Source organism: Thiothrix lacustris DSM 21227 (assembly GCF_000621325.1).
GTDB lineage: Bacteria > Pseudomonadota > Gammaproteobacteria > Thiotrichales > Thiotrichaceae > Thiothrix > Thiothrix lacustris.
In genome coordinates this window covers 22763-41281 of the sequence record NZ_JHYQ01000022.1, presented here as the reverse complement: position 1 = coordinate 41281, position 18519 = coordinate 22763, and the positions used below count along the sequence as shown (strand labels likewise).

Annotated in this window: 14 protein-coding genes; 8 read left to right on the top strand and 6 right to left on the bottom strand. The window is 49.8% G+C overall.

Annotated elements, in window-relative coordinates; translation table 11 throughout:
* Positions 1-146: 146 nt before the first annotated feature.
* Entirely contained in the window at positions 147-1058 is a 912-nt protein-coding gene (locus tag Q394_RS0111650) for a LysR family transcriptional regulator (RefSeq protein WP_038141345.1), read from the top strand.
* Between the two features lie 9 nt (positions 1059-1067).
* Here the strand turns inward: Q394_RS0111650 and asnB are convergent, their stop codons facing one another.
* From asnB to Q394_RS0111640, 3 genes are all read right to left on the bottom strand, one after another.
* On the bottom strand, positions 1068-2927 hold the full coding sequence (asnB, locus tag Q394_RS0111645; protein ID WP_051543343.1) for an asparagine synthase (glutamine-hydrolyzing): 1860 nt from the start codon (positions 2925-2927) through the stop codon (positions 1068-1070).
* On the bottom strand, positions 2872-4140 hold the full coding sequence (locus tag Q394_RS22430; protein ID WP_038141343.1) for a glycosyltransferase: 1269 nt from the start codon (positions 4138-4140) through the stop codon (positions 2872-2874). The genes asnB and Q394_RS22430 overlap by 56 nt, the downstream gene beginning before the upstream one ends.
* Before the next feature lie 145 nt (positions 4141-4285).
* A complete protein-coding gene (locus Q394_RS0111640) occupies positions 4286-5593 on the bottom strand; it encodes a hypothetical protein (RefSeq protein ID WP_028489435.1) in 1308 nt (435 codons plus the stop codon).
* A gap of 703 nt (positions 5594-6296) precedes the next feature.
* Here Q394_RS0111640 and hemN point away from each other — a divergent pair.
* Positions 6297-7682, top strand: coding sequence for an oxygen-independent coproporphyrinogen III oxidase (hemN, locus tag Q394_RS0111625; RefSeq protein ID WP_028489434.1), 1386 nt, complete (start codon positions 6297-6299; stop codon positions 7680-7682).
* A gap of 17 nt (positions 7683-7699) precedes the next feature.
* On the opposite strand, the gene fnr is transcribed toward hemN, so the two are convergent.
* Entirely contained in the window at positions 7700-8452 is a 753-nt protein-coding gene (fnr, locus tag Q394_RS20075; protein ID WP_038141341.1) for a fumarate/nitrate reduction transcriptional regulator Fnr, read from the bottom strand.
* Positions 8453-8709: 257 nt separating this feature from the next.
* Here fnr and pssA point away from each other — a divergent pair, with 257 nt between their 5' ends.
* The 6 genes from pssA to folK all read left to right on the top strand — a co-directional run bounded on the left by pssA (position 8710) and on the right by folK (position 14296).
* A complete protein-coding gene (gene pssA / locus Q394_RS0111615; protein ID WP_028489433.1) occupies positions 8710-9492 on the top strand; it encodes a CDP-diacylglycerol--serine O-phosphatidyltransferase in 783 nt (260 codons plus the stop codon).
* A gap of 116 nt (positions 9493-9608) precedes the next feature.
* The gene (locus Q394_RS0111610) at positions 9609-11159 is read left to right on the top strand and encodes a 2-isopropylmalate synthase (protein WP_028489432.1); all 1551 of its coding nucleotides are present in this window, start codon (positions 9609-9611) and stop codon (positions 11157-11159) included.
* A gap of 6 nt (positions 11160-11165) precedes the next feature.
* Positions 11166-11900 (top strand): uracil-DNA glycosylase, encoded by a 735-nt coding sequence (locus Q394_RS0111605; RefSeq protein WP_028489431.1) that lies wholly within the window; start codon positions 11166-11168, stop codon positions 11898-11900.
* Complete coding sequence (rimI, locus tag Q394_RS0111600) at positions 11863-12351, top strand: ribosomal protein S18-alanine N-acetyltransferase (RefSeq protein WP_245606784.1); 489 nt, start codon at positions 11863-11865, stop codon at positions 12349-12351. The genes Q394_RS0111605 and rimI overlap by 38 nt, the downstream gene beginning before the upstream one ends.
* 122 nt (positions 12352-12473) lie before the next feature.
* Entirely contained in the window at positions 12474-13808 is a 1335-nt protein-coding gene (pcnB, locus tag Q394_RS0111595; protein ID WP_051543340.1) for a polynucleotide adenylyltransferase PcnB, read from the top strand.
* Positions 13805-14296, top strand: a complete 492-nt coding sequence (gene folK / locus Q394_RS0111590) for a 2-amino-4-hydroxy-6-hydroxymethyldihydropteridine diphosphokinase (RefSeq protein WP_028489428.1) — start codon at positions 13805-13807, stop codon at positions 14294-14296. The genes pcnB and folK overlap by 4 nt, the downstream gene beginning before the upstream one ends.
* On the opposite strand, the gene Q394_RS0111585 is transcribed toward folK, so the two are convergent.
* Together Q394_RS0111585 and Q394_RS20070 are read right to left on the bottom strand one after the other, a co-directional pair.
* Positions 14281-17421: an efflux RND transporter permease subunit gene (locus Q394_RS0111585; RefSeq protein ID WP_028489427.1), complete on the bottom strand. Its 3141-nt coding sequence runs from the start codon at positions 17419-17421 to the stop codon at positions 14281-14283. The two genes, folK and Q394_RS0111585, sit on opposite strands and share 16 nt — an antisense overlap.
* The gene (locus tag Q394_RS20070) at positions 17418-18515 is read right to left on the bottom strand and encodes an efflux RND transporter periplasmic adaptor subunit (RefSeq protein WP_051543339.1); all 1098 of its coding nucleotides are present in this window, start codon (positions 18513-18515) and stop codon (positions 17418-17420) included. The genes Q394_RS0111585 and Q394_RS20070 overlap by 4 nt, the downstream gene beginning before the upstream one ends.
* Positions 18516-18519: the final 4 nt, after the last annotated feature.

The window sequence follows — 18519 nt, the reverse complement described above, 5'->3', positions numbered from 1 at the left end:
CAGTTAGCATAGATAAGCACCCGTAATGAGTGCTTAACTGCGGCGTAAGATACCGAAATTCTTGATAAGTAAAAAATCAATTGTTTCAATTATTACTATTGTATTGCACAATAATGAGACCAAAAAGGAGGATAAAAACGTTGGCAATGCACTACTACAAACAAACACGTTACAAGTTACTGCGGACTTTTTGTGTGGTGGCACAGAAAGAAAATATTACCCATGCAGCAGAACAATTACATATTAGTCAGCCGACTGTTTCCCTTCAAATTCAAGCTCTTGAGAGGGAAATGGGTGAGCAGTTGTTAGAGCGGCGTGGGCCTAGTGTGAGGTTGACGCCAGAAGGTAAAGTACTTTACCAACTTGTTCAGCCAATTGCAGCGGGTATTGATTCTCTCAAGGAAACGTTTGCGGCAAGCCTTGGCAAAATGGAACAGGGTGAGTTAAATATAGCTGTTGGCCAATCTACTGCTTTGTATGTATTACCCCGTTACTTGGAGCGTTTCTGCGAGGCTTATCCAGGGATTCGCATTAATCTACATAATGTAGAAGGCCAGAGTGGTATGAAAAAGCTACTGGACGATCAGGTGGATTTGGCGGTGGGTCCCTTGCTGCATATCCCTGATACGATCGTCTATAAGCCATTTGCATCGTTTGGCTCGATTTTGATTACACCCGAAAAACATCCGCTGGCTAAATTAAAGCGAAAAATCAAGTTGGAGGATATAGGGCCTTATGGCTTGATTCTGCCACCCCGTAACATGAGTACATGGCGGATGGTGGATACGGTATTCCGTCAGCATGAAGTGCCTTATTCGGTTGCGATGGAAGCAGGTGGCTGGGAAATCGTTAAACGTTATGTGGAAATGGGGTTAGGGGTGTCGATTGTCACGGAGGTATGCCTGACGGGTCATGAGAAGATTGTGGCAATTCCACTGGGTGATTATTTTCCTTCGCGCAGTTATGGCTTGATTGCACGACGTGGCAAGTTTTTTACACCACAGGCTAAGCGTTTTATTGAAATGTTCGATGAAAACTTTTTCATGGAAGGTGGTTAATCTATTTGATTAAGCGGCGATTGTTCGCTTAATAGGACTTTGGTGCTCATGCCAGGTTTGGAACATTAATAGATCCCACAAGTAATATTGCCAGTTATGGCTTCCTGATAAATGTTGCCGCCATTTTTCACGAATGGGAGTGGGATCAAAAAAACCTTCTTGGCGTAAGCGTGAAGGGTCTAACAATGCTTCTGCCCAATCACGTAGATGCGTTCGTAGCCAATCACCTAATGGTGGCGGAGAGGAAGGTTGTTTAAGAGACTTACTCAAGTGCCGGGGGATATGGCGTTCCAATGCTTGGCGTAATAGCCACGCACCCTTACCATGACGAATTTTCATGTGTACTGGCAATTGCCATGCAAATTCAACCATGCGTTTATCAAGAAACGGTGAGCGTGTTTCAAGACCGATCCCCATACTGGTGCGATCCATTTTAGTTAGGCTATTGTCAGGTAGATAACCTAGTGCATCCATGTACATCATGCGTTCGGTGAAACTGAGTCGTTTGGGTATAGTGGTGGGAAGAAAGTTTTGAGTCGAGTTGACGCCTAGCACTAAATCTTCCGATATTTTTCCGTGTGAAAGGAGATGTCGGTAAATATCCTCAGGCGAGCGTACATTGAGCATTTTTGCTGAGTAGCTCGTGTTAGTGTACGGCAAGGTGATTGTAACCGTGTTGTGTAAAAAGCGGGGCAGGTGTGTTAAGCGTTGCCAGAGTTGTTGAGCGTAGTGGTAGCGGTGATAGCCACCAAAGAGTGTATTTGCGCCAGATCCTGATAGGCAGACATCTACGTTAGTTCTAGCTAGCTGTGCCATGAGTAAAGCTGGAATCTGTTCTATATCCGAGAATGGTTCATCAAACAAGGTGGGAAGTAAGCCAATACTATCCTGTATATCCATCGGTGTGGCATGAAATTCACTGTGCTCGGTTCCGAGATATTCAGCAATGGCACGTGCCTGAGAGGTTTTGTGATTTTCGATACCTTCATAGGTGATATGGAAAGTTCTCAGGGGTTGTCTGGATTGCTTTTGCATTAGGGCTGTTATCAATGAGGAGCCTACTCCACCTGATAGGAAGCTGCCCATAGTTGCATCGGTATGCATATGCCGACGTATGATGTTATTGAGCAAGTTCTCCAATATATCCGTTTGCTTGTGTGTGTGCCAAAAGAGGTGTTGGGGGAAATGTGCTTGTTTGGTTTGTGCGACTTGTTTTTCCAATGACCACCATGCTGTTGCCGTGATGGGGTTGCTAGAAGAACTATTCGCCGTTATCTGTAATAGATGACCTGGTTCAAGCTTGTAAATATTGTGATAAATGGTCAGGGGTGTAGGAATGTAACTCAGGCGTAATTGGTTGGCGATAGCGTCACGATTGATGGTCGCATTCCATGCTGGGTGCATTTTTAAAGCTTTTAATGCTGAGCCGAACAAAAACGTGTTTTTCATCCAGCCGTAGTACAGGGGTTTTTCACCCATACGGTCACGTATTAAGGTCAGGCTGCGTGTTTTGCTGTCCCATAAAGCAATGGCGAATGAACCATTGCAGGCTTGTAGTGTGCGACGAATGCCCCAGCAAGCAAAGGCAATGAGCAGTGTTTCGATGGTTGAGGTGCTTTGCCAGTCACTATGTCCTTCAAGGGTGAGGCGTTGCCGCAATGCTGCTTGATTGTAAATTTCACCGTCAAGTGCGATGGCATAGCGCCCTGCTAGGGTTGTCATGGGATGGGAACTATGAGGGGCATGGCCTGTGGGATTAAGCGTTTGGTTTCCCAGTGCAATGCCTGCTTCCCGATCTAGCCATATGCTGGCGTTATCTGCTCCCCTGTGTACAAGACTTGCTGTCATTCTGCGTACATTTTTCAGCATGTCGGCTGAATTGCGTTTGTTGGAAAGGGAGTAGAAACCCGTTAGTCCGCCCATGATTGACTAACTCCTTGTATGTCGCTTGGTATTGGTCTGTGATCTGACGGATATTGTAATGTTGCTGAATATACGCCATGCCTCTTAAGCCCATTTCTTTGCGCCAAGCTTCACCTGCATTAATCCACTCCAGCCAGATAAAGGCTAGCGCGGATGGTGTGGTGTCAGATGTTTGCAGGGTTTGTCCGGTATGGCCAGTGATATGCGGTAGATCGATAATATCGGTGGTTATACAAGGGATACCGCACGCCATCGCTTCGATGACGCTATTGGGAAAGCCGTCCGCACTAGAGGATATTAATGAGAAAATATCCAATGTATTCATTAGGCTGTGAGTGTCTTTGCGTTCCCCTAGTAGATGTATGTTTTGTGGCATGGGGGAGCGTTTTAACAAGGAAATAATCGAGGGGTGTTCTGGTGTGAGGTCTTGTCCAACAAGTAGGAAATGCACATTTTTATGGTGTTGCAGTAGTAAATGCGTGGCTTCTAGAAATAGCGTATGGTCGTTTAAAGAGAAATCATGAGTAAACATGCCGATGACAATCGCATCTTCTGGTATCCCTAGCATTTGACGGCTATTACTCCGACGATAGGCATTGGGTGAGAATAGCTGGGTATCAAAACCATTGGGTATGATTTGGGTGTGTTGGTCATCATAGCCAATGCTGATGTGTTGTGATGCGTTGAGTTCAGTATTGTAAAGAATACGCGTAGCTGTATTGGAACGTTTTGTGGTCAACTCAATAATCCAGCGAGTCGTTCGTGATTTTTGACGAATATTGTATAGAGTATTATGTACAGTCCATATTAGGGGATAGCGATTTCCCAATGATAGGTTGGCGAGTGAGGTCGCTAGGTTTCCATGGTACATCCAACCTTGAATGATGTCGGGCTTGATGGAGCGCAGTAAGTGAGCTAGTTTGAAAATTTGCCAGCCAACCGTTAGATTGTTGCTCATATCCAGTGAATAGACTGTAATGCCATGCGCTCTAATACGGTTGCTCAGATCCGCTTCACCATCAAGTGAAATAACGACTGGCTCGAATTGACTGCGATCAATATGCGCTAATAGTTTATATAGCATGAGTGCTGATTCATCTGCATCAAGACCCGTGATAATGTGTACCACACAGATTTTTTTGGTTTTATTTTCCATCATTAAATAGATCCCCTATACCCGCCACTGTTTAAACGTGACGTTTTTTGCCACTGATTACAGTCGATGCTGTTATATATTGGGGAACGTCGGAAGGAGGAGCTGGATGGAGAAGAGCATTTGTCAGATAAGTGTTAAGTTTGCTGTGTTAGTTAGCAGCTTTTGTTTTCTGAGCGTGTTGAGCTAATGTTGTGGTGGGTGTCAGGCTAAATATCCACTCTTCGATATTGGTATAGCCATTCACATTACGGTCTTCTGTGGCATCAGGTTTGTCTGGATTCAGTGTGTTTGCCTGCTCCCACGCATCGGGTATGCCATCATCATCTTTATCGGGTTCTGGTGAGCCGTTGGCGTAAGCACTGGGAAATGCTGAATTAACAGGGCATTCTGGTGGCGTAGGACAGGGTGGAATGGTGCCTTGTTGTGTTTTGACATCCTCAATCGCATGGCGGTCGGTAGCATCTCGACTTGGCAGTATTGCGCCGACTGTCGGTAGTACTTTTTCCAGTAAAGTGGGGGATTTGAAAGTGGTAATGCCCGGTGCAGGAAATCGTTTATTGGCTTCCCAATCAGGTGTGGGCCAGCCTAATAAGCTGAAATTGATGGGAAGTGGTTCCGGTTGTTCTGGGTCACGGATGCTGAGGTTTTCTTCAGGAAAAATCTGATAATGTTTATTTGCATTTCGAGCGGTTAATTCAGGTGCATCTCGCGAAGAATCTTTGCCCATAATGTAAAGATTGTGAACGAGATTAGCTTGAATGTTGCCATGTTTACTGGTGATGTCTGTGCCATTTTTCCCCCAGTTGTAAATGAGGTTATTGACGATGTCCACAACACCAGCGCCAGTGTTGATGCTGGGATTATTGCCTTGACTGTGGATGATGAGATTATGGTGCAGGCTAAGGGAATGTATGCCGGGAGAGCTGAACACTACCCCTTGATTATGGTCGATATCTTTTTCTGTATCGTGTTGGAGACCTGGGCCAATAATGCTGTGGCTGATGGTGATGTTGTCGGTATTGTTTAGGCAGGCAATGATGCCTGTTGTTCCTCCTGAAAAGGAGCAGTGGTCTAAGATGATATTGGTAAGCTGGTCATGATTGTCTGAGGATGCAATGGTGAGTGGATAGCTGCAACATTCAGGTTCACCCCCCAAGCTAGTTCGAAAGCGCAGGTGTTGTATAGAAATATCATGAGTGGCAATAGTCACTAACGCTTGCTTAATGGCTGGCTTGCCAGTAATGACAATGCCATCGCCGGGGGCAGTTTGCCCAAAGATGGACATGTAAGGGTGGCTGATTGTCAGGTTGCTTTCAAGACGAATAACACCACCTATGGTAAAGATGATGATGCGTGATTTTGGGTTATCCGTACAGTCTCGTAAGCTGCCTGACCCGCTATCGTTTAGATTGGTTACTTTACAAACAATACCCGCACGTCCACCACTGGTGTACATGCCAAAGCCTTCTGCTCCTGGAAATACAGGTAATTTGAGTGTATCAGCGTTAGCGTTTACGCCGAGTGTACAGATAAGAAAAACCAAAAGGATTCTTAACACGACCATACCCGTGATTAATATTGGTATAGCCTAGTACAATAGTTGCTCTTATGTCTATGATTTCTGTTATTTATTGGAAATAGAATCCGTTTGCGTAGATTGATTGTTTACATTGTTTTGGCTGCGTGATCTGTAATGCGTCTCAAACCATACTAAGGCTGCTGCAAAGATGGCAAAAACTAACGTTGGTAACAAAACTATCAGGCCCTGCATGATTTTTTCCTTCTCTACTTAATTAGTTGTTTTTTTGTATTGTTTTTTCTTAACGTTAAAAATACTTTTTTTTAATCAAAAAGTCCATGTTTATTTTTTGCTCGAAAATGCTATTTTTAACAAAAGAAGGCTCTCCAAAGAGGAGAGCCAAGTGCTTTAGGGTATGTAGAGCGTTGAAGATCACTGAGGCAGAGGAGGTAACAAACATCGATCTCAGTAACCTTCGAGAGTCATTACACCTGTTTTCTATAGGGTTTACAATGTGCTCGCTTCCGGTTTCTTGATACAAGTCAATTAAGTTTACTGTTTTGTTTCAATCTCTTGTAATTAGTGGTGGGATACGGCATTTATGCATATTGCTTGATGTTGGGCAGATAAAGAGGTTGGTATGAGTACAGTACAGTTCGATGCTGAGTTGATCCGTCGTTATGATACGGCAGGGCCGCGTTATACGTCTTATCCAACGGCTGTTGCATTCGGGCCTTTTACTGAAGACGAGTATAAGGCACATGCTTATATGAGTAACGAAGACCCGATTCCATTACCTTTGTCACTGTATTTTCATATCCCGTTTTGCGATACGGTTTGCTTCTACTGTGCTTGCAACAAGGTGGTCACCAAAGACCACAGCAAGTCCGTGACATATCTGGAATACCTGTTCCGTGAAATCGAGATGCAGGCGAAATTGTATGACCGTGATCGTACCGTGGAGCAGTTGCATTGGGGTGGGGGCACACCGACCTTCCTCAATCACGATGAAATGCGGGCGTTGATGGAAAAGACCCGCGAGCATTTTTCCCTGCATATCACCGATGAGGGCGATTATTCCATCGAGATTGACCCGCGTTCGGTGACACCGGAAACCATTGGGGTGTTGCGTGAAATCGGTTTTAACCGCTTTAGTTTGGGCGTGCAGGATGTGAATGAGCGGGTGCAGGCGGCGGTTAACCGTATCCAGCCGATTGAGCAGACCTTGGCGATTATTGAAGCTTGCCGGGCGCAGGGGGCGAAATCCATCAGCGTGGATTTGATTTACGGCTTGCCTTTCCAGAGTGTTGAAAGCTTCCGCGAGACGCTGGATACGATTATTACGCTGTCGCCAGACCGTATTTCGGTATTCAATTATGCGCATATGCCGAACCTGTTCAAGCCGCAACGGCGGATTAACGAGGTTGACTTGCCTTCCCCCGAAACCAAGCTGCAAATCATGCAACTGGCGGTGGAGCACCTGACGTCAGCCGGTTATGAATACATTGGTATGGATCATTTCGCCAAGCCGGATGATGAGTTGGCAATTGCCCAGCGTAACGGCACCTTGCACCGTAATTTCCAAGGTTATACCACTCATGCGGATTGCGATTTGGTGGCGCTGGGGGTGAGTTCGATCAGCAGTGTGGCGGAATCATATAGCCAGAATGCTAAGAACCTGGACGATTATTATGCAGCTATTGATGCTGGGCATTTTCCAGTAGTGAAGGGTCTGACACTGGATGATGATGATGTGCTGCGGCGCTATATCATTCAGCAACTGGCTTGCCATTTTACACTGGATTTCACGCAGGTTGAGCGCTTGTTTGATTTGACGTTTGCGCGTTATTTTGAGCGTGAACTGGCAATGTTAGAGGCGATGATAGGCGATGATTTGTTAAAGTTTACGGATACAGGGCTGGATGTCACACCGAGCGGACGTTTCCTGATCCGCAATATTTGTATGGTGTTTGATGTCAGTCTGCGCAAACAGGGTGTGCAACAACGTTTTTCACGAGTCATTTAAATTCGTGCGTCAGGATGTTAAAGCACATCACTCGCTGGACGGCAGGTGTGATGTGCTAGTTGTTTGAGGCGACCCATGTCTTCGATTTTGACGAGGCGATGTTGTACCGCGATGATTTTTTCTTCTTGCAAGCGGGAGAACATGCGGCTGAGGGTTTCAACAGCCATGCCGAGGTAGTTGGCAAGGTCATGGCGTGCCATCGGCAGGTTGAATTCTGCTTGCGAGAAGCCGCGATCTTTGTTGCGTTCTGACAGGCTGGATAAGAATGTGGCGAGACGTTCTTCGGTGCGCATCTGCCCTAATGTTAGCAGTAGCATTTGTTCGCGTTCAATTTCTGTGCCGATCTGGCGCATCATTTGCCCACGCATAATAGGGAGCTTGCCGCATAACTCTTGAAAGTTATCCATGCTCAATTCACATACTAGCGTATCGTCGAGTGCTTGCGCATCGCAGGTATGGCGGTCGCGGGCAAAGGCATCAAATCCCAGTAGGTCGCCGGGCAGGTAGAAACCAAGAATTTGCTCCTCACCATCTGGGGTGGAAAGGGAAGTTTTGATAGCACCTGCTTTGATAGCAAAAATGGCTTTTTGATTGTCACCACGATGAAAAAGGTAATCCTTCTTCTTGATTTTTATTGTTTTGTTGATGGAGCTTTCCAGCAGATCCAACTCTTCACGGTTTAATCCACGAGGTAGGCAAAGTTCACTCAAGCTACAATTGTGGCAGGAAACTGCTGATTTTTTTGCACTTTGTAACGGAACTGTTTTCATGCTGGCGGGATCTCTTAAAATGTCATGTTTTTTGATTTAAATCAAAACACTGCGGGGTGTATATATCCTAGGTTTCTGATTGTACACGTTTATTCACATTAGTATAGGGGATTGGCTATTATGATTGGCGTGCTGTTGAAAAGCTGAATGGGCTTGGGTATTGCTTTTAGGTTGGAGAGTCGTTCAGCAGAAACACATTTCACTTTTGTGTAATGCTGGCTACTATGCACTTACAGTGGTAAACGGGAATAATATAAGTGGAAAATCAACAATCAGAACACAAAGCTCTTCCGAGCAAGGGTATTTACCTATTGCCTAATCTACTCACTACCGGGGCTATGTTTGCTGGCTTCTATGCTGTAGTCGCTGCTATGCAAGGTAAGTTTGAGGCGGCGGCAGTGGCGGTCTTTATCGCTATGATTCTGGATGGTTTGGATGGGCGAGTTGCCCGTATGACCAATACCCAAACCGAGTTTGGGGCGCAATACGATAGTTTAGCTGACTTGATTTCCTTTGGTGTTGCACCGGGTTTGGTGATGTATCAATGGGCTTTGGTGCATTTGCAATCTGCGGGCGTGGCCTGGGGTAAAGCTGGGTGGTTGGTTGCGTTTGTGTACGTAGCATGTGCGGCATTGCGCTTAGCACGTTTCAATACACAGATAGGTAAAGTAGATAAGCGCTTTTTTGTGGGTTTGCCAAGCCCCGCTGCCGCCGCTGTGATGGTGGGGATGGTGTGGGTGTTCCACGATTTAGAAGTGAATGGTGGCAATGTTCAAATTCCTGCCTTAATCCTAACCTTGGGCGTGGGATTGTTGATGGTTAGTAATTTCAGTTTCTATAGCTTCAAAGATGTTGATCTGCGTAATCGTGTGCCATTTGTCGCCGTACTGGTGGTATTGCTGGTTTTTGCATTAACTACGATTGATCCGCCTAAGGTGTTGTTTGGCGTGTTTTTGTCGTATGCGTTGTCAGGGCCTTTGTGGTGGGCTTGGCGTCGTTATCGCAAGTTTCAGCGCCGTAAGAAAGGTACGGACGTTTGAGTGCTGATGAAATTTTTACGCCCAATGGGGCAACACGCGCTATTATTACACCCCACTTTTAGGTTGTTATCGGTTGCTAAATAAATAGTAGGCAGCCGTGTTTTGGAGTAGGAATTATGTCTAAAGACCGTTTAATCATTTTTGATACTACCTTGCGTGATGGCGAGCAAAGCCCCGGCGCATCCATGACGCAGGAAGAAAAAATTCGCATTGCCTTGATGCTGGAAAAAATGCGGGTGGATGTCATCGAAGGTGGCTTCCCTATTGCCAGTGTCGGCGACTTCGAGTCAGTTAGAGCGATTGCTCGTCTTGTCAAAGACAGCACTGTCTGTGGCCTTGCTCGTGCCTTGGAAAAAGACATTGACCGGGCGGCAGAAGCGATCAAGCCCGCCAATTCCGGGCGTATCCACACGTTCATCGCCACCTCTCCGATCCACATGCAGAACAAGCTGCGTATGACGCCGGATCAGGTGGTCGAACAAGCGGTGTTTGCGGTGAAACGGGCGCGGAATTACACCGATGATGTGGAATTTTCCTGCGAAGATGCCGGGCGTTCCGAGTTCGATTTCCTGTGTCGGGTGATCGAAGCAGCGATTGCTGCCGGGGCGCGTACCATCAATATTCCCGACACGGTTGGCTACCAGATTCCATCCGTATTTGGCGATATGGTCGGACGTTTGATTGCTACCATTCCGAATGCTGACCAAGCCATTTTCTCGGTGCATTGCCACAACGACCTGGGTTTGGCGGTAGGCAATTCCTTGGCGGCGGTGATGCAAGGCGCACGCCAGGTCGAATGCACTATCAACGGTTTGGGCGAACGTGCCGGTAATGCCTCTCTCGAAGAAGTGGTGATGGCGATTCGGGTGCGCCCTGACGTATTCCCAGTCGAAACCCGTATCGACGCTACCCACATTGTGCCAACCTCACGGCTGGTTTCTAGCGTTACCGGCTTCCCAGTGCAGCCGAACAAGGCCATTGTTGGCGCGAATGCGTTTGCCCACGAATCCGGCATTCATCAGGATGGCGTGTTGAAACACCGCGAAACCTACGAAATCATGCGTGCGCAAGATGTGGGCTGGAGCGACAACAAGATCGTGCTCGGCAAGCATTCCGGTCGTAACGCCTTCAAGACCCGCTTGCAGGAACTCAATATCGAGTTGAAGTCCGAAGAAGAACTTAACGCCGCCTTTTCACGCTTCAAGGACTTGGCAGACCGTAAGCACGACATCTTCGACGAAGACCTGATGGTATTGATGATGGATACCCGTTCGGCCGAGGATGAGGTGGCCTATGAACTGATTTCCTTACATGTCTGCTCAACCACGGGCGAAGCACCAGAAGCCCGCGTGACCCTGAAAGTTCACGACACAGAACATACTGCGACGGCTATTGGTGGCGGGCCAGTCGATGCGGTCTATAAAGCGATCGAAAGCATCGTCGGCGAAAGCGCCAGCCTTGCATTGTATTCCGTCAACAATATCACCAGCGGCACAGATGCGCAGGGCGAAGTAACGGTACGGCTGGAAAAGGGTGGGCGCATTATCCACGGGCACGGGGCGGATACCGACATCGTGATTGCCTCCGCCAAAGCCTATGTGGATGCGTGGAACAAGCTCGCCGGTCAGTCACTGCGCGAACATCCGCAGCACCATCAGGGAGTGTAAGCACGGGTGGATGCGCAGGTACGCAATCGCTACATGCAGGCAATGGGAATCCCGGTGTGGATGCCAAAAGATAGTAGGGTGCAGGAAGAGGTGGGGGAGGTGCAGGAGGTTGTCCCTGACATAAAACGGCCTCCTCCCTCGCCAATACCCGTTTCTTTCGACTGTTCCTACATGGACTGGCAGCAACTCCGCACCGCCGTCCAATCCTGTGCCCGTTGCGACATCAGCAAAACCCGTACCCAGACCGTGTTCGGTGCGGGTAATCAGCAAGCACCTTGGATGGTAATTGGTGAAGCCCCCGGTGCGGAAGAAGACCGCCAAGGCGAGCCTTTCGTCGGCAAGGCTGGGCAGTTGCTCAACAATATGCTGTTGGCGATTGGGATGCCCCGTGAAACGGTTTACATCGCTAATGTCCTTAAATGCCGACCGCCCAATAATCGCGATCCGAAGCCAGATGAGGCTGCCAATTGCCGAGGGTATTTGGAGCGCCAGATTGAATTAGTGAACCCATCGCTGATTTTGGTGGTAGGCCGCATTGCTGCCCAAAACCTGTTGCAGACGACTGAGCCGCTAGCGCGTTTACGCCTCAAGCAACATCTTGCTCCCTTGAGTGGTAAGCCAGTTGTTGTGACTTATCACCCTGCTTACCTGTTGCGTCAGCCTGCTGACAAACGCAAGGCGTGGCAGGATTTATTATTTGCTCGTGAAGTTTTTAGTCAATATGCCTCAACACCGCACTGATGCTGATTTTCTACCATTACGCCCGATGACAGCAGAGGATGTGGCGGCTGTCATGGCATTGGAAGCCCGTGCTTACCCGTTCCCGTGGACAGCGGCGATTTTTCTGGACTGCCTCAAGCATGGTCATTCTGGCTGGGTCTATGAGCAGGACGGGCAGTTGCAAGGGTATGCCATGATGATGTTCGTGCTGGATGAAATGCATTTGCTGAATATATGTATTGCCCCCGAATGCCAAGGCCAAGGTTTGGGTAGCCGTTTTTTGAAAACGTTGGAGCGTATTGCGCGGACTGCCAAAGCAGAAACCTGTTTTCTGGAAGTACGTCAGTCCAATTTTTCTGCTATTCGTTTGTATTTGAACACAGGTTTTAACGAAGTTGGTATCCGTAAAGGCTATTATCCAACCGAGTTTGGGCGTGAAGACGCCATGGTCATGGCAAAAACCTTGTTTTGAGATGTTGTAAAAAAGTCGTCAATAGGATAGGTATTCATGCCTGCTAGTAGTATTATTGCCACTTTTGTGGCTGGAGTTTCAACAATAGTGTGTGTAAAACGGAATTTGCAAGGTCAATCGAGATGTTAAATCACGAGGACGCCGCTGTGCACGTACCTTCCGCCGTGCATCATATACCCCCTGAGAAAGTCTGTGGTCGCGCCAAAGATGTGATTCGCCGCTTGCAAAAAGCAGGTTACGAAGCCTATTTAGTGGGCGGTTGTGTGCGCGATTTGTTATTGGGGATTACCCCGAAAGATTTTGATATTGCTACCAGCGCCCGCCCGGAAGAAATTCGCCGATTGTTTAATTCCTGCCGTTTGATCGGGCGACGTTTCCGCTTGGCGCATATTTATTACGGGCGCGATTATCTGGAAGTCGCCACGTTCCGTGCCCCGCATGATGACAGTAGCGAGGATGGTGGCAAGGTCAATGACGAAGGCCGCATTATCCACGATAACGTTTATGGCACACTCGATGAAGATGTGTGGCGGCGTGATTTCACCATCAATGCGTTGTTTTACAACCCGATTAGTGGTGAGTTGCTGGATTTTGTGGGTGGTTTGGAAGATTTGAGTAACGGCCAAGTACGCTTGATTGGCGACCCGGAAATGCGTTTCCGCGAAGACCCTGTGCGTTTGCTTCGCGCTATCCGCTTTGCTGCCAAATTAGGGTTTGCGATCGAGGAAGGCACGCGTGAGCCGATGACTTCGCTAGCGATTTTGCTGGAAGGGGTGTCGTCGGCGCGTTTGTTCGACGAAATCATCAAGTTATTGCACAGCGGCGATGGCTTGAATACGTTCCGTCTGCTGCGCGAATACGATATGTTGCAACACTTGCTGCCGTTGACGGCCGAGAGCATTGAGGAAGACAGCAGCGGTAATTTCGAGCGCATGGTGGAATTATCGTTAGGCAATACCGATCAGCGTTTGCGTGAAGGTAAATCAGTCATGCCGGGGTTCTTGTACGCCGTGCTGTTGTGGCACAAGGTGAACTTGGCGGCACTGGCCTTACAGACCGAGGGAGCGCCGGAACTCCAAGCACTGAATGAAGCGGCTACGGATGCTTTGCGTGATCAAGTCGATTTCACCGCTGTACCGCGCCGTTTCAGCAATATTACCCGCGAAATCTGGGCGTTGCAGGCGCGTTTTCGCTACCGTGATTTGCGTCGTGCTTCGGCGTTGGTGGGGAATGTGCGTTTCCGTGCGGCTTATGACTTCCTGTGTTTGCGTGCCGAAGCAGGCGAGCCAGTGAAGGAAGACGCTGAATGGTGGACGACCTTCCAGTTTGCCACGCATGAAGAGCGCGAAGTGCTGTGTAAGGATTCTGCCGATAAAAAAGGTAGCCTGCGCCGCCGTAAAAAACGCAAGAAAAGCACGGGCAGTAGCAAAGCCGCGCCACCACCGTCTGCGGAATGAAGGCTGTGATTTGTTATATCGGCTTGGGCAGTAATCTGGGCGATTCTGTCGCCAATCTGCATTCTGCCATTGCGCAACTTGCTACGGCTGATGGGGTGGAATTGCGTGGCGTGTCGCGCTTTTTCACCAGCAAACCGATGGGGCCGCAAGACCAGCCGGATTATGTGAATGCCGTCGCTTGCGTCCACACCGATCTGTCTGCCCATGCCTTGCTGGAAACCCTGTTTGTGGTGGAACGGGCGCATGGGCGGGTACGTGATGCTGGTTTACGTTGGGGTGCGCGAACGCTTGATCTGGATTTGCTGTTATACGGCGATGCAGTGATCACCACACCTGCTTTACACGTACCGCATCCGGGTATCGCTGAACGTTCTTTTGTGTTGCTGCCGCTGGCCGATCTTGCGCCGCATCGGGTGTTCCCGGATGGGCGCAAGTTGCAGGATTGTCTAGCAGCCTTGCCCTGCGATGACCTTTACCCGTTGGCTTGAGTTTCTCCGCTAAAGGCTTGGCGGCCTTGTGTCATTTTAAACCATACCGTATACACTGCTGGCAAAAATAACAGCGTCAGCAGTGTTGCCACCAGTAACCCCCCCATAATCGCCACCGCCATCGGTCCAAAAAACACGCTTTTCGACAAGGGAATCATGGCGAGAATAGCCGCTAACGCCGTTAGCATGATCGGACGGAAACGCCGTACCGCTGCTTCGATCACGGCTTCGCGTGGGATATGCCCTTCAGTAATATTACGTTCAATTTGGTCTACCAGAATCACCGAGTTGCGCATAATCATGCCCGATAGTGCAATCGTCCCCAACATAGCCACGAACCCAAAGGGGCGGTCAAACAGCAGCAGGAATAGCGTGACCCCGATCAGGCCAAACGGTGCAGTTAGTACTACCATGATGACCCGCTGGAAACTCTGGAGCTGGATCATCAACAAGGTCAACACCACCACAATGAACAGCGGGAAACCTGCACCGATGGATTCGTTGCCTTTGGCGCTCTCCTCGACGGCTCCGCCTGTTTCGAGCTTGTAGCCTAACGGCAGTTTGGTGCGAATGTCACCGAGCCGTGATTCGACTTCCGTCGTTACGGTGGGGGCTTGAATTTTGCTGTAAATATCCCCGCGCACCGTGATGGTTCGGGTACGGTTGCGATGCCAGAGAATACCTTCTTCCTGCTCGTAGTCGATTTTCGCCAGTTGCGACAACGGCACAGTTTTGCCCGTTGAAGTCGGCACATTCAAACCGGCAAGGCGTGACAGCATGTCACGTTCGCCTGCCACGCCGCGTAACAAAATGGGGATGGTTTGATCCTGTTCGCGGAATTCGCCAATCGGTGTGCCGCTCAGGGTGCTTTGTAACAACTGTGACAAGGCCGATTGGGTTACGCCGAGGCTGATGGCTTTGGCGGTATCCAATTTAAGGCTGATGGCTTTGCTGCGTTCGTTCCAGTCCAGATGCACGTTGACCAGATGTGGATTGCCTCGCATCACCGTTGCCACTTGCTCAGCCAGTTCGCGCAGTTGCCACAAGTCATCACCCGACACGCGGAATTGTACCGGGTAGCCAACCGGCGGGCCATTTTCGAGGCGGATCACGCGCCCGCGTGCCAGACTGAAATCGGGGTTGGTATCCAGTAGTGTAATTAACTTGCTGCGTAAGGCTTCACGGTCAGCAATGCTGTTGGTGGTAATCACGAATTGCGCAAAGCTCGCGGCAGGCAATTGCTGATCCAGCGGCAGGTAGAAACGTGGTGAACCGTTGCCTACATACGCCACAAAATTCTCAAGGTGTTCTTTTTGGGTATTCAGGTACTGTTCCAGCTTGTCCACTTCGGTTTGGGTGGCTTGCAGGGAAGAGCCTTCCGGCAGTTTCAGGTCAACAATCAATTCCATCCGAGTGGAGTCCGGGAAGAACTGTTGCTGCACAAACTGAAACATGAACAGTGACCCGGCGAAGGTGGCAATCGTCAAGAAAATCACCGTTAGCGGATAGCCCACGCAGGCTTTGATCAGACCCCGAAACCAGCGGTAAAAGCCTTCCGCCAGATGATGCTGGAAATCTAGAAAGGGTTTTAGCAGGCGTGAAATAGCGCCTGTTTTTTTCACCGTGGGGTCGTGTGGCACATGATCCGGCAACAACTTAAACCCCAGATATGGGATGACAATGACTGCCGCAAACCACGAAATCACCAGTGCAATGGTGACGACCTGAAAGATCGAGCGGGTAAATTCCCCGACCGACGATTGAGCGGTGGCAATCGGTAAAAAGCCTGCGGCGGTGACGAGCGTGCCGGTTAGCATTGGAATCGCGGTGGTGGTGTAGGCAAAACTGGCGGCTTTTACCCTGTCCCAGCCTTCTTCCATTTTCACCACCATCATTTCAATGGCAATGATCGCGTCATCCACCAGTAGCCCCAACGCCAGCACCAGCGAACCCAGTGAGATTTTGTGCAGGCCAATATCAAACAAATGCATGGCGAAAAACGTGCCTGCCAACACCAGCGGAATGGAAAGTGCCACCACCGTGCCTGCCCGCATCCCCAAGCTGATGAAACTCACCGCCAACACGATGATGATGGCTTCAAACACCACTTGCAGGAATTCACCCACGGAACGTTTCACGGCGGAAGGTTGGTCGTTGACGCGGTGTAATTCCATGCCAACCGGCAGTTGGCTTTCGATGCGCACCAAGGCTTCATCCAGTGACTTGCCCAGCGCGATAATATCGCCGCCTTTGCGCATGGAAACACCAATGCCCAGCGCCTCGGTTCCCTCATAACGGAAGGTGGAGTGCGCTGGGTCAGCGTATCCACGCTTGACTTCCGCGACTTCGCGCAAGCGCAGGGTGCGGTTGCCGATATTGATGGGCAGGTTGCGGATATCTTCCAGATTGCTGAAAGCACCTTCAGGGCGCACGTAAATACGGTCAGATGCGGTGTTGTAAGCGCCCACAGCGGCGATGCCGTTTTGTGCCTGCAAGACATCGACCAGTTGCTGCACGCTGAAGCCAAGGTTTGCCAGCTTGCTGTTGGAAAGCTCGATAGTGACACGTTCGCTTTGTTCGCCAATGCTGAGTATTTTGGCAACATCCTTAACCAGCAACAGCTCCTTGCGGATGTTGTCGGCTGTATCACGCAATTGCGCAAAGTTAAAACCGTCACCTGTCAGGGCGAACACATTGCCGTAAGTTTCCCCGAATTCGTCGTTGAATACGGGGCCGATCACCCCTTGTGGCAGGGTGCTGCTCATGTCGCCGACCCGTTTGCGGATGTCGTAAAACATGCCTGCCATGGCGCTTGAGGGGGCATTGTCTTTGGCAATCACGAAAATATTGGCTTCACCGGGGCGTGAAAAGCTACGCACCACGTCAACATAGGCCGTTTCGATAATGGTTTTTTCCACGCGCTCAGTGACTTGTGTTTCCATTTCTTCGGCAGTTGCCCCCGGCCAGTAGGCTTGCACCAGCATGACCTTGAAGGTAAACGGCGGGTCTTCCGATTGCCCCAGCTTGCTGTAGCCGAAAATACCCAAGCCTAGCGTCAGGATCATCAAATACAGCACGAAATTGCGGTGGCGTAATGCCCATTCGGACAGATTAAAACCTTTCATGCACCAGCCTCGCTTCGGCTACGCTCAGCGTCCGTGCCGTCATAGGGGACGGGGTTGATGACTTGCCCAGCGCTGAGTTTGTGGACACCGGCAGCAATCACTTTTGTACCCGGTTGCAGGCCAGTCACGGTGACGCCGCTTTCGTGGTAAGCGAGCACTTTGATGGGAAGTAATTGCACTTGCTGATCAGCATTCACCACCCACACAGCGGTTTGCTGGCCTTGCTGGAACAGGGCGGAGGCGGGCAGCCAGTGGCTGGCTTCGGTGGTCGTGCTGGCCAGACTGACATCTGCCGTGACCCCCAAGCGTAAATCGGCTGGCGGGTTGAGCAAACTTATTTTGACCAGAAAGCTACGGGTGGTGTCGGTGGCGGGGGAAATTTCACGTACCTTGCCCTGAAATACGGTGTCGGGTTGTGACCAGAGTTTGATGTCGGTCAGTGCGCCGGTTTGCAGGGTTTGGGCGGTGGCTTCGCCCACACGGATATGGATGTCGCGTTCGCCTGCGTAAGCAATGTGGGCGGCGGGGGTTCCGGCGGCGATGACTTGCCCCGCTTCAATATTAACTTGGGTAATGATGCCGGGTTGCTCGGCGCGGAGTTCGGTATAGCTTGCTTGATTGCCGCTCAGTTTGAGCTGGGCTTTGGCAGAGGCAACTTTGGCGGCAGCGGCATCATGCGCGGCTTGGGCGCTATCCAGTGAGGCTTGCCCGATGAATTGCTTGCGGCGCAATGTGCTGACCCGTGCTAGCTCGGTTTTGGCTTGGGTGAAATCGGCTTCCGCAGCGGCGAGGCTGGCGCGGGCGGTGTTGATATTGAGGTTTAAATCGGTGGTGTCGAGGCTGGCGAGCACTTGCCCGGCTTTGACGCTATCACCGGGGTCAACCTTGCGGGTAATGACTTTGCCACTCACGCGGAAGGCAAGGTCGGCTTCCTCGCGTGCTTTGGTTTCGCCGGAATAGGTGACGCCATTGCGGGTAGTGGCTTGGTCGCTGATTGTCCAGACTTGCGCGGGGCGGATCACGGTTGCCGGTATTTCGGGTTCTTTACACGCGCCTAGTGTGAGTAACAGCAGGAGTGGAATGATTTTTTTCATTGCA